General features: G+C 30.6%; 30 protein-coding genes. 26 read left to right on the plus strand and 4 right to left on the minus strand.

Annotated elements, in window-relative coordinates; translation table 11 throughout:
• Nucleotides 1-103 precede the first annotated feature (103 nt).
• From Q0787_RS15735 to Q0787_RS15810, 16 genes are all read left to right on the plus strand, one after another.
• A complete protein-coding gene (locus Q0787_RS15735) occupies nucleotides 104-664 on the plus strand; it encodes a hypothetical protein (RefSeq protein ID WP_298903796.1) in 561 nt (186 codons plus the stop codon).
• A gap of 152 nt (nucleotides 665-816) precedes the next feature.
• Nucleotides 817-1,317, plus strand: coding sequence for a hypothetical protein (locus Q0787_RS15740; protein ID WP_298903797.1), 501 nt, complete (start codon nucleotides 817-819; stop codon nucleotides 1,315-1,317).
• Between the two features lie 94 nt (nucleotides 1,318-1,411).
• The gene (locus Q0787_RS15745) at nucleotides 1,412-2,131 is read left to right on the plus strand and encodes a hypothetical protein (protein WP_298903798.1); all 720 of its coding nucleotides are present in this window, start codon (nucleotides 1,412-1,414) and stop codon (nucleotides 2,129-2,131) included.
• Nucleotides 2,132-2,303: 172 nt separating this feature from the next.
• On the plus strand, nucleotides 2,304-3,179 hold the full coding sequence (locus tag Q0787_RS15750) for a hypothetical protein (RefSeq protein WP_298903799.1): 876 nt from the start codon (nucleotides 2,304-2,306) through the stop codon (nucleotides 3,177-3,179).
• Nucleotides 3,180-3,340: 161 nt separating this feature from the next.
• A complete protein-coding gene (locus Q0787_RS15755) occupies nucleotides 3,341-3,730 on the plus strand; it encodes a hypothetical protein (RefSeq protein ID WP_298903800.1) in 390 nt (129 codons plus the stop codon).
• Nucleotides 3,731-3,890: 160 nt separating this feature from the next.
• A complete protein-coding gene (locus Q0787_RS15760; RefSeq protein ID WP_298903801.1) occupies nucleotides 3,891-4,466 on the plus strand; it encodes a hypothetical protein in 576 nt (191 codons plus the stop codon).
• A 164-nt stretch (nucleotides 4,467-4,630) separates the two neighbouring features.
• Nucleotides 4,631-5,308 carry a DUF6624 domain-containing protein gene (locus Q0787_RS15765; protein WP_298903802.1) on the plus strand — a complete coding sequence of 226 codons (678 nt, stop codon included), beginning with the start codon at nucleotides 4,631-4,633 and terminating at the stop codon, nucleotides 5,306-5,308.
• Between the two features lie 210 nt (nucleotides 5,309-5,518).
• Nucleotides 5,519-6,046, plus strand: coding sequence for a hypothetical protein (locus Q0787_RS15770; protein ID WP_298903803.1), 528 nt, complete (start codon nucleotides 5,519-5,521; stop codon nucleotides 6,044-6,046).
• 232 nt (nucleotides 6,047-6,278) lie between these two features.
• Nucleotides 6,279-6,575 carry a hypothetical protein gene (locus tag Q0787_RS15775; protein WP_298903804.1) on the plus strand — a complete coding sequence of 99 codons (297 nt, stop codon included), beginning with the start codon at nucleotides 6,279-6,281 and terminating at the stop codon, nucleotides 6,573-6,575.
• Between the two features lie 266 nt (nucleotides 6,576-6,841).
• Entirely contained in the window at nucleotides 6,842-7,987 is a 1,146-nt protein-coding gene (locus Q0787_RS15780) for a restriction endonuclease (protein ID WP_298903805.1), read from the plus strand.
• A gap of 301 nt (nucleotides 7,988-8,288) precedes the next feature.
• Entirely contained in the window at nucleotides 8,289-8,555 is a 267-nt protein-coding gene (locus Q0787_RS15785) for a hypothetical protein (protein WP_298903806.1), read from the plus strand.
• A gap of 234 nt (nucleotides 8,556-8,789) precedes the next feature.
• Nucleotides 8,790-9,881, plus strand: a complete 1,092-nt coding sequence (locus Q0787_RS15790) for an AraC family transcriptional regulator (RefSeq protein WP_298903807.1) — start codon at nucleotides 8,790-8,792, stop codon at nucleotides 9,879-9,881.
• Nucleotides 9,882-10,001: 120 nt separating this feature from the next.
• Nucleotides 10,002-11,483, plus strand: coding sequence for a serine hydrolase (locus Q0787_RS15795; protein WP_298903808.1), 1,482 nt, complete (start codon nucleotides 10,002-10,004; stop codon nucleotides 11,481-11,483).
• Between the two features lie 8 nt (nucleotides 11,484-11,491).
• Entirely contained in the window at nucleotides 11,492-12,181 is a 690-nt protein-coding gene (locus Q0787_RS15800) for a DUF6624 domain-containing protein (protein WP_298903809.1), read from the plus strand.
• Nucleotides 12,182-12,334: 153 nt separating this feature from the next.
• Nucleotides 12,335-12,814 (plus strand): hypothetical protein, encoded by a 480-nt coding sequence (locus Q0787_RS15805; protein ID WP_298903810.1) that lies wholly within the window; start codon nucleotides 12,335-12,337, stop codon nucleotides 12,812-12,814.
• A 222-nt stretch (nucleotides 12,815-13,036) separates the two neighbouring features.
• On the plus strand, nucleotides 13,037-13,582 hold the full coding sequence (locus Q0787_RS15810) for a TIGR00730 family Rossman fold protein (RefSeq protein ID WP_298903811.1): 546 nt from the start codon (nucleotides 13,037-13,039) through the stop codon (nucleotides 13,580-13,582).
• A 205-nt stretch (nucleotides 13,583-13,787) separates the two neighbouring features.
• Here the strand turns inward: Q0787_RS15810 and Q0787_RS15815 are convergent, their stop codons facing one another.
• Nucleotides 13,788-14,543, minus strand: coding sequence for a LytTR family DNA-binding domain-containing protein (locus Q0787_RS15815; protein WP_298903812.1), 756 nt, complete (start codon nucleotides 14,541-14,543; stop codon nucleotides 13,788-13,790).
• 2 nt (nucleotides 14,544-14,545) lie between these two features.
• The gene (locus Q0787_RS15820) at nucleotides 14,546-15,625 is read right to left on the minus strand and encodes a sensor histidine kinase (protein WP_298903813.1); all 1,080 of its coding nucleotides are present in this window, start codon (nucleotides 15,623-15,625) and stop codon (nucleotides 14,546-14,548) included.
• Between the two features lie 141 nt (nucleotides 15,626-15,766).
• On the opposite strand from Q0787_RS15820, the gene Q0787_RS15825 reads away from it, so the two are divergent.
• The 9 genes from Q0787_RS15825 to Q0787_RS15865 all read left to right on the plus strand — a co-directional run bounded on the left by Q0787_RS15825 (nucleotide 15,767) and on the right by Q0787_RS15865 (nucleotide 23,190).
• On the plus strand, nucleotides 15,767-16,603 hold the full coding sequence (locus Q0787_RS15825) for a hypothetical protein (RefSeq protein WP_298903814.1): 837 nt from the start codon (nucleotides 15,767-15,769) through the stop codon (nucleotides 16,601-16,603).
• A gap of 72 nt (nucleotides 16,604-16,675) precedes the next feature.
• Complete coding sequence (locus Q0787_RS15830) at nucleotides 16,676-17,314, plus strand: type II CAAX endopeptidase family protein (RefSeq protein WP_298903815.1); 639 nt, start codon at nucleotides 16,676-16,678, stop codon at nucleotides 17,312-17,314.
• 78 nt (nucleotides 17,315-17,392) lie between these two features.
• Nucleotides 17,393-17,905 carry an SMI1/KNR4 family protein gene (locus Q0787_RS15835; protein ID WP_298903816.1) on the plus strand — a complete coding sequence of 171 codons (513 nt, stop codon included), beginning with the start codon at nucleotides 17,393-17,395 and terminating at the stop codon, nucleotides 17,903-17,905.
• Nucleotides 17,906-18,149: 244 nt separating this feature from the next.
• Entirely contained in the window at nucleotides 18,150-18,542 is a 393-nt protein-coding gene (locus Q0787_RS15840; protein ID WP_298903817.1) for a hypothetical protein, read from the plus strand.
• Nucleotides 18,543-18,719: 177 nt separating this feature from the next.
• A complete protein-coding gene (locus Q0787_RS15845; RefSeq protein ID WP_298903818.1) occupies nucleotides 18,720-18,923 on the plus strand; it encodes a hypothetical protein in 204 nt (67 codons plus the stop codon).
• Nucleotides 18,924-19,104: 181 nt separating this feature from the next.
• On the plus strand, nucleotides 19,105-19,314 hold the full coding sequence (locus Q0787_RS15850) for a hypothetical protein (RefSeq protein ID WP_298903819.1): 210 nt from the start codon (nucleotides 19,105-19,107) through the stop codon (nucleotides 19,312-19,314).
• A gap of 142 nt (nucleotides 19,315-19,456) precedes the next feature.
• The gene (locus Q0787_RS15855) at nucleotides 19,457-20,566 is read left to right on the plus strand and encodes an HNH endonuclease (RefSeq protein WP_298903820.1); all 1,110 of its coding nucleotides are present in this window, start codon (nucleotides 19,457-19,459) and stop codon (nucleotides 20,564-20,566) included.
• 271 nt (nucleotides 20,567-20,837) lie between these two features.
• On the plus strand, nucleotides 20,838-21,515 hold the full coding sequence (locus Q0787_RS15860) for a DUF6624 domain-containing protein (protein ID WP_298903821.1): 678 nt from the start codon (nucleotides 20,838-20,840) through the stop codon (nucleotides 21,513-21,515).
• A 124-nt stretch (nucleotides 21,516-21,639) separates the two neighbouring features.
• The gene (locus Q0787_RS15865) at nucleotides 21,640-23,190 is read left to right on the plus strand and encodes a prolyl oligopeptidase family serine peptidase (RefSeq protein ID WP_298903822.1); all 1,551 of its coding nucleotides are present in this window, start codon (nucleotides 21,640-21,642) and stop codon (nucleotides 23,188-23,190) included.
• A 199-nt stretch (nucleotides 23,191-23,389) separates the two neighbouring features.
• Here the strand turns inward: Q0787_RS15865 and Q0787_RS15870 are convergent, their stop codons facing one another.
• Together Q0787_RS15870 and Q0787_RS15875 are read right to left on the minus strand one after the other, a co-directional pair.
• The gene (locus Q0787_RS15870; RefSeq protein ID WP_298903823.1) at nucleotides 23,390-24,457 is read right to left on the minus strand and encodes a methyltransferase; all 1,068 of its coding nucleotides are present in this window, start codon (nucleotides 24,455-24,457) and stop codon (nucleotides 23,390-23,392) included.
• 152 nt (nucleotides 24,458-24,609) lie between these two features.
• Complete coding sequence (locus tag Q0787_RS15875; protein WP_298903824.1) at nucleotides 24,610-25,662, minus strand: hypothetical protein; 1,053 nt, start codon at nucleotides 25,660-25,662, stop codon at nucleotides 24,610-24,612.
• A 215-nt stretch (nucleotides 25,663-25,877) separates the two neighbouring features.
• Between Q0787_RS15875 and Q0787_RS15880 the strand changes: the two genes are divergently transcribed.
• The gene (locus tag Q0787_RS15880; RefSeq protein ID WP_298903825.1) at nucleotides 25,878-26,873 is read left to right on the plus strand and encodes a hypothetical protein; all 996 of its coding nucleotides are present in this window, start codon (nucleotides 25,878-25,880) and stop codon (nucleotides 26,871-26,873) included.
• Nucleotides 26,874-26,988 lie beyond the last annotated feature (115 nt).

A 26,988-nucleotide genomic window follows, 5' to 3' on the forward strand; every position in this document is an offset into this window, starting at 1 on the left:
CTCGCGGATTTTCTATTCGGTTTGTATTTGCTAATTTAGTTGCTGAAACACGCAACGAAATCATACACAAACACGTTAGCTACAAGCCGAACAAACAACAATAATGAATATGACAAAAAGCATTTTTATAAATATTTGGCTATTCATTCTGATTCTGATTCTTGTTTCATTATCAGTTTGGGGTATTTTTTACATCGACGATTTAGAATTAAAGATATCTGTTCTTGGAATAGTGGCATTGATAGTTGCTGCATTTACATCAGTAATGACAGTAAACATAAATAATAAGAAAACACGAGAAAGAGAATATGAATTGCATATACTAAAAGAAAAACAAAAAGTTTGTGAACACTTTTACAATGCAATTTTCGAAATATTCAAGAATGTAAAAAACAATCGTGATGGTCTTTCTAAGAAAACTATTGAAGAAATGTCTCTTTTCAAAAAAGGACTTATGAACTGGGGAAGTGAGGAATTAATTGAGAAATATATTGAGTATGAAGACAACCTCGAAATTTACAAGGGTAACACCAGTGGAATTTTAAATAATGCAGATGATTTTCTTAGAGAAATGCGGAAAGAACTTGGTTTCAAAGATTCTAAGAGTTTAAAACTAATGACTTTAATATTATCCGCAGAAGCTCGAACTGAATTAGGCCAGTAGCTAACAACGTGTATAGTTAATTACTGGTTTTGTTTGCACTCGGAAAATCCTGCGGATTTCCCTATTGATTCGTTCTCTTTTATTAACTTTAACCTAGCCTACGTAACTAATCATACACGAACACGTTAGCTATAATTAGATAAATTGAATAATTGAAATTGAATAGAGAACCTGTTATAGAACTTATTGACTTATGTATTCCGATTCTGACCGAATATAAGGAGTATTTGAAAATTAAACACCCTTCTTTCAACATTGAGGTTGGAGAAAGTCAAATAGGTAGTTTGACTTCTTATCAAGGGCATCATGTTTACTTGGAATGTTATCGAGACGGTTATATTAATGATGAACCAAATTGTATAACTATGGAAGTTTCAATGAAATCTTTAAATACTGACAAACCCATAATGGATTCGCTAGACGTTTGTTGGGGTGGTGATGGAATACCACCTGAGTTGAATGGATTAGACTTATTATCGGAAGAAATTCCCTGGGGAGAAATAGCAGTAGAGAGGATTAAACAGGGACTTCCTAAACTCAGAGACAACATGGATGAATGTCTTAAAGCATGGGAAGACCAATATCCAAAAAAAAATAAAACAACAGCTAACAATGGCTATAATTCATTGTGGTTTTGTGCCACACCAAAATAAAAGTATTAATCAACGGCTGATTTCTAAGCGGAATAATCCTGCGGATGATTCCACAACGAAATCATAGCCTAGACCGTTATGTGCAATTCGAAAAATGAAAGAATTGAGAAAAATATTCTGTAGTAGAACAAAAGAAATTCCTTCTTTACAAACAATTAAAGAAGAATTAGAGAAGAATGACAGAATCAGAATAGATTACAATTCCAAATTCAATTTTCTTTTTATTAGAAACTTAAAAAAGCAAATAACAAACATTGAAGATTCATTGAATGTTGAAATTCACAAAGGAGAATTTAAAGACTTGAAGTTTTATAATATTTATAATCTTCTATCTAAACCTGAAGTAGAAAAAATTGCAGGACAGTTGGAAGAGGCAACTAAAAGCTACAGATTAATTTCAGAAAGATTGATAAGGCAGTTTGAAGAAAAATATGACTTTAGTTTTACTGATACAAATAAGTCTTTTAGAGAAATTAAGGAACAAATAGAACAAGATAAAAATCAATTATCAGAAAATTGGAGTTATCGATTTCACGGCGGAGATGTTTGTTTCTCTAATTCTAAATCAGGTCAAGTTGTTGATATTAACCTCAAGTATAATGGATTTTATGGAGTATTAGATTTATGGTTTTTTCAGTATTACATGAAAACCACAATTGAATTCAAGTCTATAAGCTCAATTTATATTGACAATACTGCTAAATTACTTCAAACGTTAGATTATCTCAAAGAGAAAGGAAAAGTAAAATTAGTGAAATCGGAATTTGATTTCTTGGACTCAGATAAGTTAATTTGGAATAAAAACAGCACATAACAACGTGTATAGTTCATTGCTCGTTCTGTGTGTACTCGGAAAATCCTGCGGATTTTCCTCTGGTTCGTTTTCTTTTACTAATTTAGTTGCTAGCCAACGCAACTAACCATACACAAACACGTTGTGCGTCATTTAAGAAACTGATATAGAACTAACCAAAATATAAAACTATATGAAATTAAAAAGACTAATATTTACTATTCTCTGCATATTCACAATATCATTTGGATTTTCGCAGAAACAGAAGAATTTCAAAGAAAAGCAATATCTAATTCTTAAAAACGGAAAATATCTAACTCAAGAAAATGACCCAACTGTATTCTTAAAAGTAAAAATCAAAAATGGAAAAAAGCTCGAAAAGACTGAAGTTCTAATTTCTAAAAATGATACCATTTATAAGTATAAAGAAGTAGACGATTACATCGTAAAACCTTTTTTACAATCAGATTTCACAGGACTTACAACCTCTAAATTTAAAGGGGATTTTAAAATTGAAAAGAAAAAACTAGTTTTCTATCCGTGGAAGTTCTCCGCAGAAAAAGATTCTACTTTAAATCAGGAATTAAGTGAAAACTCGTATTATTTAGATATTCCTGATAGGACGGTTTTAAAAGTAAAGTTTCGCTCTTGTCAATTTGGAGCATTGACTTTACCTGTGAAGATATATTTATCATCTAAAGCGGACAGCTTAGTTAATAACATTCAAACTGATGTAAATTTAAATTTTATGATTGGTCATAAATGGGGACACAAGAAGTATTCTCAACTACCAAATGAAAAAGAAGGCACATCATATGAGAATGCTTGGAGCATTAACTTTCTTGTTGGAATGAGTAAAATAGATTTAAAAAAGAATAATACGACACCCGATTTGACTGAAGATATATCAGTACCAGCAATTTCAACCGGATTTGCCTTTGGATATCAATATAGAAAAATCGGTGTCTATATTGCAAGTGGAATTGACAACCCGTTGAGTAAGTATGGTAAGGATTGGGATTTTAAAAATCAACTTTGGCTTGGTTTTGGACTTGGACTTGGACTATAAAAACGAACGCACAACAATGGCTATAAGTAATTGCTTGTTCTCGCCTACTTCTGAAAATCCTCGCGGATTTTCAGCTTGGTGTGTACTTGCAAAGTTGAGTGCTAACACACGCAACTACTCATAGCCGAGAACGTTGTGTACAATATCCACGAAACTCTAAAATGAAAAAAACACTGATTCTAATATTGACTTTTTTACCTCTAACTTTACTCGGACAGCATTTGAAATGTTGTGAATCGGAAAAAGAAGTTGAATCGTATTTGAGCGGAAAGTGGAAAGAAAAAAATGACGAATCTAATACTATTTATGAATATTGGTTTGAAAATGGAAAAGGTCATTTATCGGAAATAGAAATTGCCGAAAATGGTGACGAATTAATTGAACTTGAAGTCCAACCATTTGTGGAAATAATTAAATATGACGGTGGATTTAAAATCAAATTCACTTATCCTTACGAAAATTGGGTTTCGGAATTGAAATACTTGAATTCTAACAAACTGATTTTGATAACGGACAAAAAAGAAATTGAATATTATAAATACAAAAAATAAAAATACTGTACACAACAACGGCTATAGTTCATTGCGGCGGAATTTCCTCTCGGAAATTCCTGCGTATTTGCTAACTTTGATTTACGACGGAATAGTTCTACCGAACCATTCCGCAACGAAACCATAGCCAAGACCGTTGGCAACAATATAACCCAAATCAATGGAAGCCCTTTTTCACTTCATATTTCAGTTATTTAAAATAGCAATTCTTGCGTCTATTTATGCTTCAATTTTAATTGGAATTATATTAATTATTGGAAAATTTAAAAAGACAGAATTTCTAAAAAGAGTAAAATCGGAAAAGAAAAAATATTGGTTCTCTTTTGGGTTTTTAATCTCAATTGGACTTTTAATTTTCTCTTTTACTTATTGGGGAAATCATGGACTTGGAGATAGTGCAAGAATACCTATTGGGAATTTTAAAGAGGTTGGAGAAACTAATGGAATTGATGCCTATATCGAACCTCATAATTATCAATATGGAGCGATGAATGTGAATAGTTTTATTAAATCTGACAATTATCTTGTTGGAAAAACAGAAGTGAGTCCAGTTGACAGACCAAAACCCTTCTTTAGTTGGGATTTATCTAAAGACGAAATCATATTTTATGATTCTGAAAAGGAATACAATGCATTTGCAGATAAAAATAGATTACCAAAAATATCGGAATTTAAAACGTTTCGTGAAAGTTATAGAGAATATTGGAGTGGAATTAGATTTCTGCTATTACCATAAAAATACTGTTGCCAACAACGTGTATAATCAATTGCTCAGTCTGTGTGTACTCGGAAAATCCTACGGATTTTCCTCTGGTTCGTTTTCTTTTGCTAACTTAGTTCTAGCCAACGCAACTAACCATACACGAACACGTTACCTGCAAGCTGAAAAAACATCACGCAATGAATAAAATATATAAAATTTTAATAGTCGGATTTTTAATTTTTGGATGTAAAAATAAAAATGCGAACAAGAAAATAACTGAAGAAAAAGTAGTATTCAATCAAGACTTAGCTGATGAACTTAAAAGAATGGCTGAAGTTGACCAAATTGCTGCTTATATACCGCAAGGAGATTATAAAAAAATGACTGAAGCTCAATGGAATTCATTTAAAGACAGTGTTTTTACAACTCATCAAAAGCGGTTAAAACAAATTTTTGACAAAAACGGATTTGTAGGATTCGACTTGGCAGGAAAAGAAGGTTCTCAAAATTTTTGGTTAATGGTTCAACATTCCGACCATAATTCTGACTTTCAAAAGGAAATTTTGGAAAAAATGAAAATAGAAGTTGAGAATGATAATGCTTCACCTAGTAATTATGCTTTTTTGGTTGACAGAGTAAGTATTAATACAGGAAAAGAACAGGTTTATGGAACACAGTTTACTTATAATGAACTTGGACAAGCATATCCTAAAAATATGTCAGACACAATTGGAATCAATAAAAGAAGAAAAATAGTTGGACTTAAGCCAATCATTGAACGAATGAATGAAATGACAACATCGCATTTTATTATGAATAAAAGTTATTTTAATAAAAAGGGAATATCTGAACCTAAATTATACAAATCTGAATAAAAGCCAGCAGGTAACACCGTGTATAATTCATTGCTAGTAATCGCTTACTTACGAAAATCCTCTCGGATTTTCTATTCGGTTTGTATTTGCTAAATTAGGTGCTTAAACACGCAACGAAATCATACACAAACACGTTGTAGGTAATAGATTTAAAACTCATGAATAAAAAAATTTCTTTTTTACTTTTTACATTTTTAATATTAAATTCTTGTGAGAAATCTAATAGTCAATTCATACATAACAGAAGCTGAAAATAATAAATCTACAATTGAAATTAGTGAAATAAAAATAATTGATAAAAAGGTAGTTGGAATAGAATATTTTCAAAATCTACAAATTGAAGACATGGAATTTGTCAATGACAATAGTCAAAAAATGATTGAATTGTTAAAAGAAAACATTTCCTTAACCAAGGAAAACATTGGAAATTATACTTATTTGTCTCATCAAAATTCAAATGATTCCGAAAAGTATCTTGATAAAATAAAAATTGCTGAATCAGAAATTAAAGATGCCTTAATCGAAATAGACACTTTGGAAAGACGCATTAATCAATATAAAAGAGATATACTAAATATCAAAGAGGACACCGATCCTTCCTTATATGAAATGGATTATATAAAAATAAAGCATATCATAAAAGGAAAAATAGATAATAGAATAGTTAATGATACAGTTCATATCCTTTTTGATGAAGACATGCATTATCAAGAACACAATCCATGGATATTTGATTGATTAAAAAAAACAACAACCTACAACAACGTGTATAATTAATTGCTATGGCAATTGCCTACTTGGAAAATTCCTTCGGAATTTTCTCTGGCACGTTTTTGTTTACTAAATTAGTGGCTTAACCACGCAACTAACCATACACAAAACCGTTGTGTACAATATGAAACAAACCTATATACTATTTCTTTTTTTTCTTTTATTAAATTCTTGTGGATTTGGCAAAAAAGGTATTGAGGTGAAAGTTGAAAATAAAACACAAACCACTCTGCATAATATCATTGTAGTAGCGAGTCCTCAATCCTCTATAATATTTGACAGCATTGCTCCAAACGAAACTATTACTAAATTCTTGGACATGAATGAAACTCAAAGAGTCGATGGTTCATATACCGTAAATTTCACTTACTCTGATGGAGAAGAAATCACTCAATCATTCGGATATTATACGAACGGATTTCCAAACAACTACCTAATTTGCTGTGAAATAAGTGAACATACAGCTTATATAGCATTTGACAGTTATTGTGATTAAAACATACAGTACACAACAACGTGTATAATTAATTACTCGTTGTGTGCGTACTCGGAAAATCCTACGGATTTTCCTCTGGTTCGTTTTCTTTTACTAATTTAGACCTAGCCAACGCGATCAACTATTAAAGCTAGTAGATTTTTGCTCGACATTTTGAAAAAATGACGCCAGCAAAAACGAACTAGGGAAAATAATCACCGAAGGTAAACCATACACGAACACGTTGTGCTTAATTAGAAAGAACCGAATGAACGACATCAAATAATATGTATGAAGAAGATGATTTCCTAGTTTGTCCTGAATCTGAAAATTTTCTCAGCATTCGGGAATTACAAAAAATGTATACTTACGAACCTTCAAAGGAAGAGTGTATTTATAATTTCAAATCTGGACAATGTGGTGGTTCTTGTAATCAAGATTTCCTAAAAGATATAGCGCTTTATATAGTAATTGAAAATCTTGACCGATTAGGCTTGCAAGAATATAAAACAGAAAGTTCTGAAGAAAAAGATGGAGAAATAATTAAAACATCAAAATCTATCAAAGGCTTTTTCTACGATGAAAATAAAGCTATCGGAATAATTCATACATCAACGAATTACAAACTTCTACCTAAAAATTTTGTTGACAAAATATCAAATCTAATTCAGGTTACGGATTTATATGAAGGAGACAGATATTTGTTAGCAAAAACTGCAAAAAAAACATTCGCCTTTGACATAAGGAATTATAGAAAAATCGAAAATATAATTCAGACAATTGATTATGAATATGATTTAAATGTTGAAGAACAATTAATATCCGAAGATGGAACTGTCCTTGTGTTAATTGGAACTGATGGAACAAAATTTGTTCTTATGGGCTTATTAGGAGACGATTATGACAAAGAAGAAAGAGTAACTTTAAGTAGAAAGGTCGAAAGTTCAATACCATTTTTTGAGTTTGAGCCTTTTACCAAAGTAGAATGGAATCTTTTAAAAGATATTAAAGGAACAACATTTGAAAACCTATGTGAAGTTCTTCTTCAAAATAACAATGGAATAAATGATGTTCAAGCAATTGGAAAACCAAATGCAGCAGACAGAGGCAGAGATTTTATTATAACTCGAGAAGTTTACGACCTTAAAGGAAAGAAAAAAGAGAAATGGTTAGTTCAATGTAAATTTTCAAAGCATAGTATTTCACCTGCAACAATAAGTGGATGGACAGACAGAGTTGTAGAACACAATGTAGATGGTTTTTGGCTTATGACAAACAGCGATATAACACCAAGTCTATACGACCAACTAAACGACTCTTCAAAGAATGATAAATTTAATGTAAAAACCGAAATTTGGTCAAGAAACAAATTTGACATTCAATTCAATTTACAAAAGGAATTGTTTTCGACTGAATTTTTTAATGACAAATAACTAAGCACAACAACGTGTATAATTCATTGCTACTGCTGGCTAAGCGAAGGATCTTTTCTTACAATTCACTATATTGTAGTTCAGAATGAAAATCTGAATTAATTAAAAACTGAATAAAAACGTATGCTAACAACACGTATAACCAATTGCTAGTTCTGTACGTACTCGGACACGAGCGAAGCGAACTGGCGCAAGCAAAATCCTACGGATTTTCCTCTAGTTCGTATTTGTTTACTAAATTAGTTGCTCAAACACGCAACTAACCTTATACAAAACCGTTGCCACACATTTGAAAAAACCAATGATTGAACAATTAATCGAGAAAACTAATACAACCGAATTCGATCAAAATGGGCATTTTCATTTGACTGAATTAAAAGGTCTAATCGGACGTTTTAAAACAATGGAATTCAACTTTATTGTAGAAGAACGAGACGATTACGGAAAGATTAGCGAAGTTGACCATTGGAGATTAATTGCTCATAATTTTAAAGGTTTTCCTTACCGTTCTTGTCTTTTCTTTTATTTCCTATTTTATTATTGGTCTTGTAGATTTATTAGGAATTAGAAACTATTTTGATTCTGATTTTACTGATGTTTTGGTTCTAATAGTATCAATTATTTCAACTTATTTCTTTGTAAAGTTTTGTAAGCCTTATTTTGATAGATTTTATAATAAAAACTAGTCTTTATCCCTTATTGTATATAGATGCCCATATATTAATTTTTAGTAATTTGCTTAAATATTAAAAAGTACTTTTATACAGGAGTTGTAAGTAATTCAAAAATATACACAAAACTATTGGAAAACAAATTAGAAATCATTGGTACTATAGGAAAGATTGCTGTATTTATCATGCTACTTCTTTCTGTTTTTCTTTTTACAGTTACAACCAAAAACAAATTATCAAATAGACTGTTTGGTATTTACCTATTAGTCATCGCATTTGACTTAATCGGCTTGTTTACAAACAAAATTTCAGAATTTCCTGACCTTCAAATTTTAAAAACTTCGTCAAGTTTACTGCAACTTCCTTTGTTTTACCTCTACGTATTATCAGCTTGCTATTCAAATTTTAAGATTATTAAAAAACACTTTTATCATTTTGTTTTATTTATAATATTCCTTGTCATTTTTAAAATAACAAACTTGTCTGAGCAAGTTTCTATTCTTTATGAAATAGTAGGAGAAGTCCAATACTTAGTATATATAATAGCGGTTTTTGTAGTACTTAAAAAATACAAAACGGTCTATCTTGAAAATTATTCAAATGCTAATTATGCTATCTATAAATGGTTATTTCAGATAACCGTATTCTCTTGTATAGCACATTCATTTGTTTTTATAAGATGGTATTTATCTAGTTCTGGCTATAAAGAGTATATTCTAAATATTAATTTATTAATAAGTCTATCTGTTTTAGCCATAATTATATTTTTTGTTCTCAAGGCATTGTATCAACCAGAATTATTTACTGGCATCAATATGAATTTAAAGCCTATGAAACTCATCCTTGAAAAGGACAATACTGCGATTATTCAAAAAGACACTTCTGACAATCAAAATCTAAAAAAGCTCACTTCTATTATGGAAGAGGAAAAACCATATTTAAATTTTGAATTAACATTACAAAAACTAGCCATTCAAACGGATATTCCAGAAAGAGATTTGTCTTTATTAATTAATCATGATTTAAACAAGCATTTTTTTGATTTCATAAATGAGTATCGAATAAATGACGCAAAAGCACTTTTAAATGACCCAACTAAAAAAGAGCTAACTGTACTAGAAATATTATATGAGGTTGGCTTTAATTCAAAATCTTCATTTTATACTGCTTTTAAGAAAGTAACAAACCAAACACCCTCAGCATACCGAAAATCAATTAGTTAATAGTAGTCCGATTTTTATTCGAACACATTATTTAGCCAAAAATCAGTTCGACTTTATTTAATCGGACTTTTAAACATCTATAATTATTCATTTTTGTTGAAAATTAATGAAACATCAAAAATGAAACTTACTTACACACTCGTATTCGCTTTTTTAATACAATGCTGTTTTAGTCAAGAAATACCAAAAGAATTAAAAGACCTAGACAAAAAAATAGAATCTTTAATCAAAGAATACCATACTGTTGGCTTGGCTGTTGCTATTGTTAAGGATGATAAAGTTATATACTCTAAAGGATTTGGTTATCGAAACTTAGATAAAAAATTACCCGTAAATGAAAACACCATTTTTCATATCGCCTCAATGACAAAAGCTTTTACGGGTTCTTTATTAGGGATTCTAGAACGAGAGAATAAACTGTCTTTAAAAGATAAACCTGCAGAACATGTTCCTAACTTTGAGTTTTACAATGATAAAATGAATAATCTAATTACTATAGAAGATCTATTAAGTCATAGAAGTGGAATAGGTAGTCACGGAAGCTCTATTACAATGTTTCCAGAAAAAGACAAACTAAAAACAGTTCAACGCCTAAAATATTTAAAACCTCAAGCAGAAATAAAAAACAGTTGGGTATATAGTAATATAGGATATACACTCGCTGGTAGTATTGTAGAACAAGTAACAGATAATAGTTGGGAACATAATGTTAAAGAAAAATTATTTACGCCATTAGATATGAATTCTTCTGTTACCTCAATTGAAGCAATGAAAAAGACTAATAATTTTTCATTAGGCTATGCACGATATAAAGGCACTAATGAGCAAACTATTTTTGAAAATTATTATTCAATTTCACCAGCGGGAGCCATTAAGAGTTCAGTTAACGACCTATCAAATTGGATGCGTGTATGGCTAAACAAAGGAATTTATAAAGGAAAACAAGTTGTTCCTCAAAACTACATTAGAGCCGCTTCTAGGCTTCAAAATATAAAACATGAAGAAAAATACGAAGAAGGTTCATTTTTGTGGGGAGAAGGTTTTGGTTGGCGTTTGCGTTCTTGGGAAGGTCATTATAGAATGAGACATGGAGGTAATACAAACGGCTTTTCAACAGTAATGGATTTATTTCCTATAGACAATATTGGAATCGTTGTGCTTACAAATCAAAAGAATTCTTATTTACCATATGCTATATCTGATTACATCTCAAGAAAATTATTTGGACTATCTGAAATTGAACTTCCAATTATAGTTAATGACAAGTTTAAGCCAAATTTAGAAGACAAACCTATTAACAAGGAAAAACCTCCAACACACGCTCTTCAATTCTTTACAGGAAAATATAACGCAAACGGTTATGGAAAAGTTGAAGTAGTTTTAGAAGGTGGAAAATTATATGCTATTTTACCAAATTTTAAATTCAAATTAGAACATCTAAATTATAATACGTTTTACTTTAAACCATTGAAAGGGTTTGAAGAAGATTTCAACCCAGGATATCCAGTGAAATTTGCAGATGATACTTATGGGAAAATAATAAAATTTGAATTTCACGCTTTAAAAGAACCAATTATATTTTTAAAAGAAAAAACTAAATAGAAAAACATATGAAAAGAATTTTAGCATTGATAATACTTTTAGTTTTCATTTCTTGTAAACAAGAAAAAAGTACTAAAGAAAGCCTTGAAACTGATAAAATAGATATTGAACTCAAAGAAAAACTAGAAAACATCCTTTTAAGAGATCAAGGAATTAGAGAAATTGTTAATGGAAATTTGTCTGATAAAAGAAAAGTTGAATTACTTTCTAAATTGAAACTTAATAAAACAGATATTGAAGTAGATAAGAAGTTTAATTTAATGCGTGAGATTGATAGCTTAAACTTAATTGAAATAGAAAATATTATAAAAAATTATGGGTATCCTAGTAAATCTCTCGTTGGAGAACCAGCGAATAAAGCTGTTTTTTATGTAATCCAACATTCTAATAAAATTGATAAATATCTTCCTCTAATTAGAAAAGCAGCAAAAAGTGGAGATATAACGAAAACGTCATTAGCTCTAATGGAAGACAGAAATTTAATGTATAATGGTCGTGAACAAATCTATGGAACCCAAATAAAAGGAAAAGCGAATAAAAAAGGAGAATGGATTTACTTTTTATGGCCAATTAAAGATATAGATTCAGTAGATATCTGGAGAAAAGAAGCTGGATTTAAACAAAATCTTAAAGAATATTTAAAAAAGATGGATGTCGAATTTAAATTATATAATATCTCTGAATTAAACGATTTATAAAAACTACTTACAACACCGTATAAAATTAATTGCTAATTTCTAGTTTACTTACGAAAATCTTTTCAGATTTTCATTCGTTTTTTATTTGCTAAATTCAATGTTTAAACCACACAACTAATCTTATACAATAATGTTAACCATAATTAAAGAAAAGTGAATAAAGATATTTTAAACATAATAGCTGAAGAATTGTTCCATGATAATGTAGACGCAGAATTAAAAGACGATTGTATATGTTGGAAAGATAATTTTGGTGCGGAAAATGAAATCCGTATTAACCAAATCGCATTTAATGGACATCTTATTGCTTGGTGGCAAGAAAATGAAGTAGGAAAAGAGTTAGTGCGCATTAAAGTCAAAGATGAAATTATTGTTAATTGGAGACCACCAATTAACACAATGGGTTTAGGCTCTTCGGGTTGTGATTGTATTAAATTTTTCTACCATTTTCTCGTGGTAAAATATAGAGACAAGCATAGGGATAGAATTTTTATAATTGACACTAATTATGTTCAAGTAGAGGAAATAGAAAAAGATGGATATACAAAAAATGTGAAATTGAATGGAAATAAATTGCTAGTAAGAGATATGGGATATGATATAACGATATCAACAAGTCAAACTGAAACATAATTACGAGTTTATTGATGATAACTAGCGATCAATCTAGAAATTTTGATTTATAAAAACGTGTGGCAACACCGTGTATAATTCATTGCTAGTAAAGGCTTACTTACGAAAATCCTCGCGGATTTTCCATTTGGTTTGTATTTGCTAATTTAGTTGCTGAAACACGCAACGAAATCATACACAAGACCGTTGTGTGTCATAGAAAATAATGCTAACTAAATTAGAATGAAGAAAGTCGCAGTTTATTGTGGTTCTAACTTTGGAGCCGACAAAATATTTAAAATACAAGCTAATCTACTTGGAAAAGCATTAGCAAAAGAAAAAATAGAACTCATTTATGGAGGAGCTGAAATAGGTCTTATGGGTGCACTTGCAAATGGAGCTTTAGAAGAAAATGGTAAAGTTATCGGAATTTTACCGAAATTTCTAAAATCAAAAGAGAGTGCTCATGAAATGTTGTCCGAATTAATTTTAGTTGACACAATGCATGAAAGAAAAAGCATGATGAATGAGTTATGCGATGGAATAATTGCACTTCCAGGTGGTATTGGAACATTGGAAGAATTAATTGAAATGCTAACTTGGAGACAAATAGGACTTCATCAAAAGCCAATAGGGATTCTAAATATTAATGGTTTTTATGAATCTCTGATTTCACTCTTTCAAACAATGGTTGATAATGGTTTTATGAAAAAAGAAAACTTAAATAAGATTATAATAAGTGATGATATTGACGATTTATTACATCTAATGGAGAACTACAATGAGTGATAATTGAAATACTACGAACACACAACAACGTGTATAGCTCATTGCGGCTGAATTCCTACTCGGAATTTCCTACGCTGCTGAACAATAAGTTTCTGTTAATTTGCTAACTTAGTGCTAACGCAACGAAATCATACACAAGACCGTAATGCTTCATTATGATCCACCCTGAATAGAAGCTAAGTAATTTCATTTTAACGGTTTTTTGTTAATTCAGACTTTTAGATATTATTCCTTTATATTTTCTACTAGAAATAATTACATCGTCATTAGCCATTGTAATCATAAAGGTATTGTTATTTAAATACTTATAATCCTTTATAAAGTTAGTGTTAATTATAAATGACCTATGCACTCTAATGAAATTATTTGGTAATTGTTCTGCTAATAAATTTAACGCAACTCTATAAAGTAGTTTCTTATCCTTTATGTGCAATACCGCATAGATTGTACTCGATTCAATATAAAGAACATCTTCCACATGTATTTTATGCACAAATCCTTTTTCTTTTATATTGAATTCTGTTAAATGTGGTGATATGTTGTTATTATATTCGTGATATAATGACGTAAATTTTTGACTAAATTCTGCTTGCTGCCTTATTTCAACTTCGCCTTTAGCCCGCTTTAAAACTTCTAAAAAACGATCGTCTTCATAAGGTTTTAATAAATAATCAAAAGCTTCTAACTCAAATGCCTTGAGTGCATACTCATCATACGCTGTAGAAAATATGATAAGCGAATTTGCTGTTTTTAATTGAGCAGCTAACTCTACGCCACTAATTCCAGGCATATTAATATCTAAAAAAATGACACTTGGTGTTTGATGCTTTAAAAATTCAAGAACTTCCTTTCCATTTTTGCATTCATAAATCACCTCCACATCTGGATCTCTTGCAACTAAGCTTTTTATATGTCTTCTTGCATGTGGTTCATCATCTACAACCAAAATAGATAAACGCATAATTAATTTATATTTTTAATAGTTATGATAGCTATATAATCCTCAATTCCTTCTTTAGTATCTAAAATATAATTATCTCCATAAACCTGCTGCAATCGCATATCTAAATTTTTAAGTCCAAATTTTGTAGATATTGAAACGTTTGACTTATTATTAATAGTATTAGATAAGCTAATAATAAAGTTATTATCTTTTCTAAAAGCTTTTAGCTTAATGGTTCCTTTACCTTCTAACTGTCCAATGCCATGCTTAAACGCATTTTCTATTAAAGGCTGAAGAATTAGGGTGGGCACCATTATTTCTCTTGTTACATCTTCAACATTTATTTGAATTTCTAATCTATCATGAAAGCGTTCTTCTTCAATTTCTAAATAATTTTTAAAATAATCTATTTCTTCATCAAATGTGATAAGTTGTCTATCTCTTTTGTCTAAAATTTTACGCAATAAATTAGTAATCTTAATAACCATAGATCTTGCCTTTTTATCATCGTAACCAATGAGCGTATTAAGCGTATGTAGGGTGTTAAATAAAAAATGAGGATCTAACTGATTTCTCAAAGTTTCTAATTGAGAAATATGTAATTGATTTTCAAGTGAAACAACTTGTAATTTTTGTTTTTGTAACGACTGATATCCATATACAACCTTAAGGATAAAACCAATAATAATAACATCAATGCAACGTATAATTATTGATTTTAAGATATAAGGCTGAAAGTCAAGATAAACATCAGTTACAGTCATGCTTTTAAAAATTAAAGGAACGACGTAATAAATAACATTAGTGATTACTAAATTAAATAGAACAAGTAAAACTAGTGATACTAAACGCTCAATAACTTGTATTAATACAGACCTTTCTTTTTCAAAAGACTTTACTAATGCATTTATGTAGTCAAGCAATAACGCCCATAAAAAATAAATAGAACTAAATAAAACTATGCGACGTATAAAAAAACCTGTATTAGTAATTTGTTCGGTACTATTTATTTGCATTATAACAGTTACCATAAAAAGTAACGCAATTATGTAGATATATTTTTTAGGAATATCTGTTTTATTTCTTCTTAAAATTTTCATAAGATAAAAGTAGCCAAATAAAATGTGGTTAACCTAATTCTAAATTGTCATTAAAATCTTTAAATGTCACTCACAACAAAAGCCTTTTATTCGACAAAATTGAGCTATAAATTTGGTTCATAATCAAAAATAATAAAAGAAATGAAAACATTAATTTTATCGCTAGTATTTGGTTTTTTAGTTATTGGAAATAGCTTTAGCCAAGAAAAGTATGCTTCAAGTGAAACAAAAGAAGTAATTGAAAAAATGATCAAAGCTCATGGTGGTTATGATCAATGGAAAAGTCTTAAAACCTTAAGTTTTACTAACTCTATGTACAGCGAATCTTTAGGATTTGTTAGATTTTGGGTTTCGGATCAAACAGTTGATATGCAAACGAGACGCTCTTATCAATACTGGCCTCTATTTGGTTCAGAAATGACCTATGATGGTAATGAAGTATGGACAAAAAATTGGCAATCAGGAAATCCCCCAAATCACCAGCACTCAGTTTACTACTATTATGTTAACTTGCCCTGGCTAACACAAGATAAAAATGTAGTCTTAGGTGAAGTTTCCAAATTAAAGCATCCTGCTTTTAAAAATGAGGTTTTTAAAATTAAAATGAGCTTTACAAAATCTCCAACTTTAGGAAAATCTGCTAAAGACACCTTCACCCTCTATATAGACAAAGAAACTTATATTCTTAGTGGTTATGAATATACTGTAAGCTATGGCCCTTTATTAGATGTATTAAATGTACCTGAAACACAAGAGTCTTTTGGGCCAATGCTAAGAATAAACACGTATACTGGAGATATTAACGGTTTGAAATTTCCAATGTTAATGACTACAAAAAGTCTAGATTTAAAACAACAATATGGTGATCATGCAATTTATGACTATAAAATAAACGGAACGTTTGATGAGCAAAAAATGATAAAACCAGAAAATGCTGTTGTAGATACTTCAGTTGATAAAAGAAAATCATCAAATTAAAACACTTTGAAATATCGAGGCTATAATTCTTACATTTTATAGCCTCATTTATAATTGATAAAACTAATTTTTATGAAACAAGAAATTATTTACGATGCTCTAATATTTGCAATAGTTATTGCATTATTACTTTTAGTAAAAGTTCCTTATGTAAAAGTTTTATTACCATTTGCTTTAATTCTTACATACTCATACAAAACACAAGATCTTAAAATTTCCCTTGGTTTTTCAAAACCTAGAAACCTATTAAAATTAGTAGGAACAGCGTTTGGATTGGCTATATTTATTTCTATCTTAAGCACCTTTTTACTTCTTCCTTTTATAGAAAAATTAACTGAAACTCCATTGAAACTTGGAGTGTTTCAACAATTAAAAAACAATTCAACATTATTTTTCACAAGTATTATCATTAGTTGGGTTGTAGGTGGAATTATTGAAGAAACCATTTTTCGTGGATTTATGATTTCTAAATTCATGAAACATATTAATCCGAATTTTGGAGCAATTATTGGTGTTATATTATCTTCTTGTTTGTTTGGATATTTACATTCTTATCAAGGCATTTCTGGGCAAATATTAGTAGGAATTGTTGGTCTAATCCTTGCTGTTATTTATGTAGTTAGTAAAAGAAATTTATGGTTAAATATTCTTACCCATGGGTTTGTAGATACAATTAGTATGCTTATCTTATACTTTGGTTTAATTAATTAAAAAATAGTGTTTTAGAACTATTGAATCCTCCCAAAGTGCTTAAAAGATAAGCATATAAAAATGTATAATTGTTTTTAAATGAACAGTCTACTAAAACAAATATCAGAGAAAGCAATTGCATTAGGTGATTTTGAGTTTACTCAAGAACAGACTGAAAACAAATGGCTAGGAACCAAACCAGCTTCGGAAGCTGAAATAAAACTGACCGAAAAAAGACTCGGAATTGAATTCCCAACCGATTTTAGACAGTTTTTATCAATAACAAATGGATTTTCCGCACCAAACGATATTGAACCTACTCTAGAATCGATTAATAAAATTGACTTCCTGAAAAATATTGACAGTTATATTATAGAAGCATACAGTGTTGACGGAATTGAAAATATTGGAAAACAACTTGAACAAAGCATTATTGTTGGCGGAATAAATCAAGAACAACAATTTCTTCTAATTCCACCGAACTCAACAAATGAAAAATGGAAATACTGGAAATTCGCAAATTGGCATCCAGGAGAAGAAGAACATAAAAACTTGGAAAGTTATTTTAAAGAAGTTTTGAGCTTTATGAAAGAACAAATTGAATCGGAATAAAAACTAACCACAACAACGTGTATAGCCAATTATTCGTTCATCCTACACTCGGAAAACCCTACGGATTTTCCTCTGGTTCGTTTTCTTTTACTAATTTAGACCTAGCCAACGCAATCAACTATTAAAGCTAGTAGATTTTTGTTCGGCATTTTAGGAAAATGACGTTTACAAAAACGAACTAGGGAAAATAATCACCGAAGGTAAACCATACACGAACACGTTGTGTGTCATTTAAACCAAAATTATGGGAAGATGGATGGAATCAATTAATGATAATGGAAATGTAATTGATGAAATTGCACCTCAGTCCATAATTCATTGTTCAAGACATTTGCCGAAAAAAATACGGTATGATTTTCCAATAATAACTGGACTTGACTTGCATTCTGAAAAATGGATAGACGAAGTTCAGTATTTTAAAAATGATGAGATATCTCAATTATACTCTGAACTTATCAGAATAAGAAGATTGTCAAAAATGGAGGAATTCATTTCTGGATTCGATAACAAAAAGTTCTTGGAATACTGGAAAGGAAACGAAATGAAAGAATCTGAATTCCAAGTGGAACTTGACTTTTTGGAAAAGTTTATTCTAAATGCGATGGAACAACAACTTGAAATAAAAATAAGTTTATAAAAACGCCACACAACAACGTTGTACACAATGAAAAAAAACTTAATAACAGTTCTGATCATTTTTTTCATTCTCTTTTCTTGCAAATCAGATAAAAGTGATAATGAAAACTTAGAAATTGACACTTCGCTGCTTTATGGAGTTTGGGCGTTTAACAAATCTGATCCTCATGCAGTTTTCATGATTAATAAGGATGAGTATTATCTAGTTGATTATGATGGCGATGGTTCTATAAATTACACTCTAGAAGGAAAAGAGTTAAAGATATTTTATGATGGTTCTATGCAATGGGGAAAAATAACTTCTGTAACTCAGGATTCATTAAAAATAAAATGGAGAGATACGGATATTGAAACCAAATACGTCAGATTTCCCGAAGATTAGTTCAATATACACAGTGTACAACAATGTGTATAATCAATACTAACCTCCTACTTCAATTTAAAATCTTATATTTAAACAACTAATTTGCATCACCTGAAAATCCTTCGGATTCTCAGCCGCACAAACCATACACGAACACGTTGGTATTCATTCCAGAGCACACTCAAAACGAAAAAAATAAATGAAAAATAACATCGTTCTAAAAATAATTTTTGGAATAATAGCCTTTATTATTGCTGGAATAATTACAGGGTTGGTTTTTATACCAATTCTAAATTCGTTTATAACATCAGAAACTGTACTCGATATTTTACAAATCGCTATGAATATTTTAATGGCTGTTCTAATTTACCGATTGGCACTTCGATATCTATTAAATAAGAGTGAATAAATTAAAACGCTGAATTAGATTACTCTAATGGAGGAAAGAAAATAACCGATTTTTGGGAAAGTGAATCTGAGTATAATTATGAACTAAAATAAAACCTGTAGCTTACAACACCTTATATGTAAGCCAAAAGAAACATCCTGCTATGAAATGTTACATCTGTACAAATGAAATCAATGACAAAAATGAAACAGATGAGCATATAATAATTAATGCAATTGGCGGTAGATTAAAATCAAAAAAACTACTCTGTTCTGAATGCAATAGTGATTTTGGAGAAAACGCTGATAGTGCTTTGGCAAAACAACTGAATTCACTTTCAAATATGTTAATGGTAAGTAGACACAGAGGAGCTGCTCAACCAATTATAGGTGATGACCCAAAGACTGGAAAAAAATATTATTTAGAGGTTGGTGGAGAACCAAAGCTTTTTAAACCAGAAATAACTAAAAAGAAAAATGGAGATAATGAAGAAATATCTGTAACAGCTAGAACAGAAAAAGAATTAAGACAAATACTTTCTGGTTTAGCTAAAAAGCAACCAAAATTTGATTTGGATGAAGCAATGAAAAGTGCTGAGTGGCAAAATAAAAAACTCACAGAACCACTTCATTTTCAAAACACTATTGGCGGAAAAGATGTTTTTAGAGCAGTTACTAAAACCGCAATGAATTATTATATGTATTGTGGCGGAAATAGAAGTCAAATAGAGTATTTAATATCCTACATAAAGGGCGAAACCGAACAAGACATTGTTTGGATGCACTATGTTGACAGCTTATACCCACTTGCAGAAGATAAATGCTATCATATTTTATATTTAATTGGCAATCCAAAAGAAAGAATCTTATACTGCTACGTTGAGTTTTTCAGTACTCATAAATATCTAGTTCTATTAAATAAAGAGTATGACGGAAGAGATTTAAAACAGGAGTATTATTTTGATATAACTGATGTAAAGGAAGAGTCGTTGAAAATAGAAATGAATTATGATAGAAAAACCTTGTTAGGCTTTTTTAAAGATAAAGACGACAAACTTTTTAGTAGAGTTAAGGAAGCATTTGACCATTCCATACAACTAGGATTAAAACGGCAGGATGATAATCGTAGAGGAAATATTTTAGAACGTGCTATTCAAAATAGTTTAGGAAAGTATCCTGAGGGAATTCCAATAACGGAAAAAATGAGGAAAGAATGTGTTGATGAAATTGTTAAAGACATACTACCGTACTTAATTGACAGAATGGAAAAATAGACTACACATAACAACGTGTATAGTTCATTGCTGGATGGGGCTTATAGATTATCTTTGAAATTCTGCCGAATTTTCCTCTGGTTCGTTTTCTTTTACTAATTTAGTTGCTAGCCAACAAGATCAACTATTAAAGCCAGTTATATTTTTGCTCGACATTTTGAAAAAATGACGTAAGCAAAAACGAACTAGGGAAAATAGTCACATAAGATAAACCATACACGAACACGTTGACATTCATTAAAGCAACAATATGAAAGAATATAAATAACGAATGAAATATATTTTATTGATCAGTCTGCTATTAGCAATGAGTTGCTCTAGTAAAACCAAGTCAGAAGGAATCTCGACATCATCGGAGAATCAAGGAAATTTAATTGCAATTCTAGACACTATCTGGAAAACTGAACAGCGACCAATTACATTAAGAGATTCACTTATGAAAATATATGGTGCTGAATCAGAATTAGTTAAGACACAACAAGCTATCTATAAGAAGAACCATATCATAAATGAAAGAAAAGTAAAGGATATTCTAGATAAATATGGATGGCCTTCTAAAGAAACGGCAGGTGAACAAGGAAATTGGACTATATGCAATGTTATACAACATTCAGATAATTCAGTTCGAATACAATATCTTCCAATGATGAGACAAGCTGTAAAAGAGAAAAAGTTAGAGCCTCGATTTTTAGTAAGAGCAGAAGACAGAATAGCAACTGAAAGAGGAGAATTACAAATCTATGGTGGACAAATGAAATACTATCCAGAAACCAAGAGTTTTAACCTTTGGCCTGTTTTTGAACCAGAAAATATAGATAAACGAAGAACTGAAATCGGACTTGATTCAATCGCTATATTTCTAAAGAATAGATTTGATTTCGAATGGAATCTTGAAGAGCAAATTAAGCGAACAGAAGTGTTTGAAAGAGAACGTAAAAAACAAAACTAACGAAATGCCAACAATGTATATGAAATTATAGCCGCCTATCGGTAGACTACCCTTCATACACGAACACGTTACCTGCAAGCTAAAAAAAGACCTGTAACAATCATCAAACTATTGCATCTTTAATATGAACACTAATTCAAAGACAATGCGATTAACCATATTAATAGCAGGTATCATTCTATCCACAATATCTTATGGACAGACTTCATTAAAAGAAATAAGCCTAAATAGCGGAAAACATAAAGTAGGTTTCAAACACTATACAATTATTGATAGCACAAGAACCTATCAAATTAAAAATAATTTCGACAATCAATTCATAAATAGACCAATTCCTATTAGTATTTGGTATCCTGCAACACTTAAAAACAATAATTCTAAACAGTTAACAGTTTTAAATTATTTAGAGATTTTAAAAGAAGAAGAAGAATGGAAAAACTTACCAAATTATTTTTTATTGGATTGGTTCCCTTACTTGTGGAACACGCCTCAAAATAAGGCTCATCTTTCTGAAAAAGTAAATGCCTTTTCTAATCCGACTTTTTTAAATGGAAATTTCCCAGTAATAGTCTATGCACCAAGTTATCAAGCATCTTCAATTGAAAATTTTGCATTATTCGAGTATTTAGCTAGCAATGGTTTTGTAGTAATTTCAAGTCCCTCAAGAGGAACAGACACAAGGTGGTTGGAAGGAGGAACTACAAAAGATATGGAAACACAATCTAGAGATGTAGAATTTCTTTTGAAAGAAATTCATAAATACGAAAATATAGACCTTGATAGGGTCGCACTTATGGGATTTAGTTTTGGCGGACTATCCAACGCAATAACGGCTATGAAAAATAAAAACATAAGCGCTATCGTGAGTTTAGATGGAACGGAAAGATACAACTATGGAGTATTGGAAAAATCACCTTATTTTAACTTAAATAAAGTTACTATTCCATATATCCATTTTGCTCAAAAAGAAATTCCAGAAGACGTCTTGACCAGCGATAAAATTCCTGCCGAATTGAATTATAAATTCCAATTATATGATTCTTTGCAATATAGTAATGCTTACAGTTATAGATTTCACGACCTAACGCATTCCTATTTTAGTTCATTCGGTGTTTTATTTGCCAACAGAGATAAGAGACAAGATAAAAGTGATGCTAAAATAATGGCTTCTTATAATTTGCTTTGTGAACACACCTTGCAATTTTTGAATGCTACACTAAAAAATGAGAAAAAGGCAGGTGATTTCATTGAAAATAAACCTAATGACAATGGTTTTTCCGAAGCTTTGATTTCTAAAAAAATGAAACAAGCAAATAGGAAGGAATTCGATTATAAAGATTTTAATGACTTAGCATTCAGTCAAGATTACCAAGATTTAATTCCATTGCATAAAAGAACAATTGCCAAACATCCAGAGCTTGAGCTTCAAGAAAGTATGCTGAATACATTAGGTTTGCAATTATCATTTAATCCTAAAAAAATAGAACAAGGAGTTAATGTGCTTTTATTGGCTTTGCATCTATATCCGAAATCTGCAAATCTATATGATAGTTTAGCTGAAGTGTATTTATACAATAAGGATTTCAAAAACGCTATTTTGAATTACAAAAGGTCGTTGGAATTAAATCCTGAAAACCAAAACGCAATTGACAGATTAAAACAACTTAAGAAATAGAGTCAACAACCAACAACATGTATAACTAATTACTTGTTCTGCTTGTTCTCATAAAATCCTACAGATTTTCCTCTGGTTCGTTTTCTTTTGCTAATTTAGTTCCAGCCAACGCAACACACGAGCCTAACGAACTGGCGAAGCTAAACCATATACGAACACGTTACCCAAAATTCAACAACTATTTAGGTAACATTAAAACTCAAATATTCACTAGAACCCATAGTTCTACTTCTTCTGAAGAACGCCAATGCTGATCTCGCTTGGTTTTATTAGAAGCTGATTTTACTGTTTTTTTCAAACATCTTTCCAACTGAAACCTATTGCCTTGGGCTAATTCTGTTTCTATAGGATGCTCTGTTGTAACATTAGTTATTTGAGCTAAATTCGAGAAAATTAATACAAGTTTTCCATCTGGCAAAAGTCTTTTTTTTGCCTCAATAAAAAAGTCTGCAAACAACGTCTTATTATAATAAATAGCCTCATCAATATTACTTAAATCATAACTTTCTGGTAACCAAGGCGGATTAAAAACAATCAATTCTGTCTGTTTTTCCCACTTGCCAAAAAGATATCCAAAGTCCAATTCAATTTTTCGAGATAGCTTAGTTGATCCCATAAATTCTATCAATCCAACAATTGCATTCGGATTAATATCAGTCGCATAAACCTTTTGGAAATTATGTTGTATTAATTGCATTGTTAATACTCCACAGCCAATTCCTATTTCTATTGCTGTTTTTTTTGATCCTTTATAACGCTTCAACCAATTATCAAAAAGCACTAAATGTTCAAAACGTGTTGGGAAATATATTCCGTAATAAGGATGCATTTTGTTACGAAGTACTGGTATGGAAATTCCTTTTTGATACCATTGCCAAGAACTATTCAATCCTTGTACTTGAGGAAAAGTTAGACAAAAATGATCATTATCTGGATAAAATTTTTCTAACCAACCTATACTAGGTGATTTCTTTACACTTAGTTTTTGATTGACAATTTCTAATAAAATTAAATTTGAAAGTTTATAATATTCTGATCGATACTTTTGCTGCTCCTTAAAGGATTTATTAGGTAATTTAATCTTCAGATATTTATGTAAATCTTGAAGAAGAGATATTCCATCATTATAAAAATCTTTGATTATTATCGATTCACCTTTATTTAGGGCCTTTATCGTATGTGCAACCACAGTACTACGATTATATGATTTTAGCTTTTCGTTAATTGCAATAGGCTCTGGTTTGTTTACTTGTATCTCAGTAATCATTGATTGGTTTCCTTTTTGATAAGGTAGGCAATCCTTTCTGCATATTACTGTTATCTATAGAAAACATTCAAATAACTTTGGGTTACAATGTGTATAACGAATGGCTACTCCTAGCCTACTCGGACACGAGCGAAGCGAACTGGCGCAAGCAACTATTTCACAAAAATTGCATAAGCCCTAACATAGTTAAAATCATCACTTGGTAATATTACCATCGCATCATTTTTCCAATAGGTGGCTTTAGAACTTAAACTTATACCTGTAAATCCTGCATAATAAATATCATCACCATGTTTCACTATAGAAGATATTTCTCCTACAATAGTATCGGATATGATTTCTCCATTTAACCAAAATCGCAAAATAAGACTATCTCCTACTGCTTGACTTGAACCAGAAACATACAGATTATCATTATCAGCAAGAATTCCAAACGCTCCTGCAAAAGATGTATTGTTTTCAAGAACAGTAATTTGATTATTGTTCCAATAACTGGCAACTTGAATGTCATCATTATTAATTTCTCTATTTTCCCTTAATGCAATATAAACCTCGCCTTGATCTATACTGATATCATTTGCAAAAGCCGAATCTGTACCATCAGTTAAGCTAATTGAAGTACCGTTTACCCAATACTTTGCAATCGAACCTTCCTTTCCTACAATATGAATTTCGCCCTCATAGAGTGCTAACGCTCTTGCAGCAGCGAACTCAGTGCCATCTGTTAATAATGTTGGCATTCCATTTACCCAATAGGTAGCTATATTTCTACCTCCAGGTATCTCTGAATCTTCTTCACCAACAACATAAACATCTTCACCATCAACTAAAATATCATATGCAATAGCATCTCTAGTACCATCCGACAGGTTAACCGACACTCCATTTTTCCAGTATTTTGCTATCGATATTCCATTTCCTAATTCTTCATAGCCCGCAACATACACGTCATCACCAGACACAAAGACTGAAAATGCTTCGGCATTTGTTTGACCATTTGTTAAGACGGTAAGTTCCTCATCAACCCATAATAAGGCTCTATCTAATTCGGAATCTCCTGTATCCGATTCATTAGCATTAGATCCAACTACATAAACTGTTGAATCTTCTGGATTGTTCATTTCAGCATCATCTGAATTATCACTAGAACAAGAAGCTAAAAGCAAGGTTAAACATACCATATTCCATGCAATTGTTTTTTTCATAATTATTACGTTTATTTAGTTATCTATGCTAGCATCGCACTAATTACATTTTGTCATCATAATTTTTAATTTAAAATAATTGAAGACAATACTTTTGCTAACAACGCGCATAGTAAATTACTAGTTAAGCTTGCGCTCGGACACGAGCATAGCGAACTGGTTAAGCAATTCATACACAAACACATTTGTACCACATTATCAAATCGAATTAATTAATGGGAATATTTAACAGAAAAAAGAAATGGGAAAATTTTAATGGAAACATTAATATATACTCAGACCTCAAAAAACCTGATATTCCCAAAATTATAGCCGAAGAGAACATTTATTCTTTACAATTATTCGAATTTAAAAGTCCCAATAACCAAACTTGGGAAACGATGAATGAGCTTTTTAAAAAGTATCCAGAGATTGGACTACGAATAGTTTGGTATCATACACAAGACTTATCCTTTTACAGTCAAATTCCGAATATTAGAAATTTTACAATCTCTTCTTTCAACACAAAAGATTATTCCAAACTGCAGTCTAACACTAAACTCAAACATTTTGGAATTGAGGAAACAAAATCCAAAGCTGTAGATTTATCCTTTATCAAGGAATTTAAGGGTTTAGAATCGTTGTACGTTAACGGAATGAAGAAAGGATTGGAGAACGCAAAACATTTACCGAATTTAAAAACTCTAACGTTTCGAGGTGTAAAATTGGATGACTTGAACTTTTTAACCGAATTAAATAAACTTCAAGAATTAAACTTGCTTTTTGGCAGTTACAAAAACCTTGATTCAATATCCAAACTAAAGGGATTAAAATCAATAGAATTTAGTCGCGTTCGTCAAATCCCAAACTTCGACTTCTTGAATTCATTAGAAAACCTTGAAAAGATGGAATTTGAGGGAATGTCAAAAATGGAGTCCATTCCTGATTTATCCAAATTGGAAAAACTAAAAAGAATTCATATTCATAATAATTTAAGACTCAAAAACATTAAACCTGTTGGAGAAATACCGAATTTAAAACTATTACAACTTTCATTTGCAGAAAATTCAAAATCAAGTGAAAGAAAAAGTCTGATATCACAATCTGTAGAGATATTGATGAAATCAAAGTCAATTGAATACACTAACATCTTACATTGGACTGATGAGAAAACGACTAAAGAACTGATTGAAAAAGGTATTAAAATGTGGAGTTGGGATATAAAAATATAACATGGTACAACAACGCATATAACCAATCGTTAGTTCTCTATGTACTCGAAAACCTTAAGGATTTTCCTCTGGTTCGTTTTCTTTTGCTAATTTAGTTCCAGCCAAAGCAACACAC

The organism is uncultured Psychroserpens sp. (assembly GCF_947492715.1).
Lineage (GTDB): Bacteria > Bacteroidota > Bacteroidia > Flavobacteriales > Flavobacteriaceae > Psychroserpens.

Bases quoted from the DNA above. Each gene is read 5' to 3' on its own strand.
- Q0787_RS15795 (WP_298903808.1), top strand. From the start codon at position 10,002: ATGAAACTTACTTACACACTCGTATTCGCTTTTTTAATACAATGCTGT.
- Q0787_RS15840 (WP_298903817.1), top strand. From the start codon at position 18,150: ATGGGAAGATGGATGGAATCAATTAATGATAATGGAAATGTAATTGAT.
- Q0787_RS15735 (WP_298903796.1), top strand. From the start codon at position 104: ATGAATATGACAAAAAGCATTTTTATAAATATTTGGCTATTCATTCTG.
- Q0787_RS15870 (WP_298903823.1), bottom strand. From the start codon at position 24,457: ATGATTACTGAGATACAAGTAAACAAACCAGAGCCTATTGCAATTAAC.
- Q0787_RS15850 (WP_298903819.1), top strand. From the start codon at position 19,105: ATGAAAAATAACATCGTTCTAAAAATAATTTTTGGAATAATAGCCTTT.
- Q0787_RS15855 (WP_298903820.1), top strand. From the start codon at position 19,457: ATGAAATGTTACATCTGTACAAATGAAATCAATGACAAAAATGAAACA.
- Q0787_RS15810 (WP_298903811.1), top strand. From the start codon at position 13,037: ATGAAGAAAGTCGCAGTTTATTGTGGTTCTAACTTTGGAGCCGACAAA.
- Q0787_RS15765 (WP_298903802.1), top strand. From the start codon at position 4,631: ATGAATAAAATATATAAAATTTTAATAGTCGGATTTTTAATTTTTGGA.
- Q0787_RS15880 (WP_298903825.1), top strand. From the start codon at position 25,878: ATGGGAATATTTAACAGAAAAAAGAAATGGGAAAATTTTAATGGAAAC.
- Q0787_RS15760 (WP_298903801.1), top strand. From the start codon at position 3,891: ATGGAAGCCCTTTTTCACTTCATATTTCAGTTATTTAAAATAGCAATT.
- Q0787_RS15780 (WP_298903805.1), top strand. From the start codon at position 6,842: ATGTATGAAGAAGATGATTTCCTAGTTTGTCCTGAATCTGAAAATTTT.
- Q0787_RS15845 (WP_298903818.1), top strand. From the start codon at position 18,720: ATGATTAATAAGGATGAGTATTATCTAGTTGATTATGATGGCGATGGT.
- Q0787_RS15755 (WP_298903800.1), top strand. From the start codon at position 3,341: ATGAAAAAAACACTGATTCTAATATTGACTTTTTTACCTCTAACTTTA.
- Q0787_RS15800 (WP_298903809.1), top strand. From the start codon at position 11,492: ATGAAAAGAATTTTAGCATTGATAATACTTTTAGTTTTCATTTCTTGT.
- Q0787_RS15815 (WP_298903812.1), bottom strand. From the start codon at position 14,543: ATGCGTTTATCTATTTTGGTTGTAGATGATGAACCACATGCAAGAAGA.
- Q0787_RS15750 (WP_298903799.1), top strand. From the start codon at position 2,304: ATGAAATTAAAAAGACTAATATTTACTATTCTCTGCATATTCACAATA.
- Q0787_RS15830 (WP_298903815.1), top strand. From the start codon at position 16,676: ATGAAACAAGAAATTATTTACGATGCTCTAATATTTGCAATAGTTATT.
- Q0787_RS15785 (WP_298903806.1), top strand. From the start codon at position 8,289: ATGATTGAACAATTAATCGAGAAAACTAATACAACCGAATTCGATCAA.
- Q0787_RS15865 (WP_298903822.1), top strand. From the start codon at position 21,640: ATGAACACTAATTCAAAGACAATGCGATTAACCATATTAATAGCAGGT.
- Q0787_RS15745 (WP_298903798.1), top strand. From the start codon at position 1,412: ATGAAAGAATTGAGAAAAATATTCTGTAGTAGAACAAAAGAAATTCCT.
- Q0787_RS15860 (WP_298903821.1), top strand. From the start codon at position 20,838: ATGAAATATATTTTATTGATCAGTCTGCTATTAGCAATGAGTTGCTCT.
- Q0787_RS15875 (WP_298903824.1), bottom strand. From the start codon at position 25,662: ATGAAAAAAACAATTGCATGGAATATGGTATGTTTAACCTTGCTTTTA.
- Q0787_RS15835 (WP_298903816.1), top strand. From the start codon at position 17,393: ATGAACAGTCTACTAAAACAAATATCAGAGAAAGCAATTGCATTAGGT.
- Q0787_RS15825 (WP_298903814.1), top strand. From the start codon at position 15,767: ATGAAAACATTAATTTTATCGCTAGTATTTGGTTTTTTAGTTATTGGA.
- Q0787_RS15820 (WP_298903813.1), bottom strand. From the start codon at position 15,625: ATGAAAATTTTAAGAAGAAATAAAACAGATATTCCTAAAAAATATATC.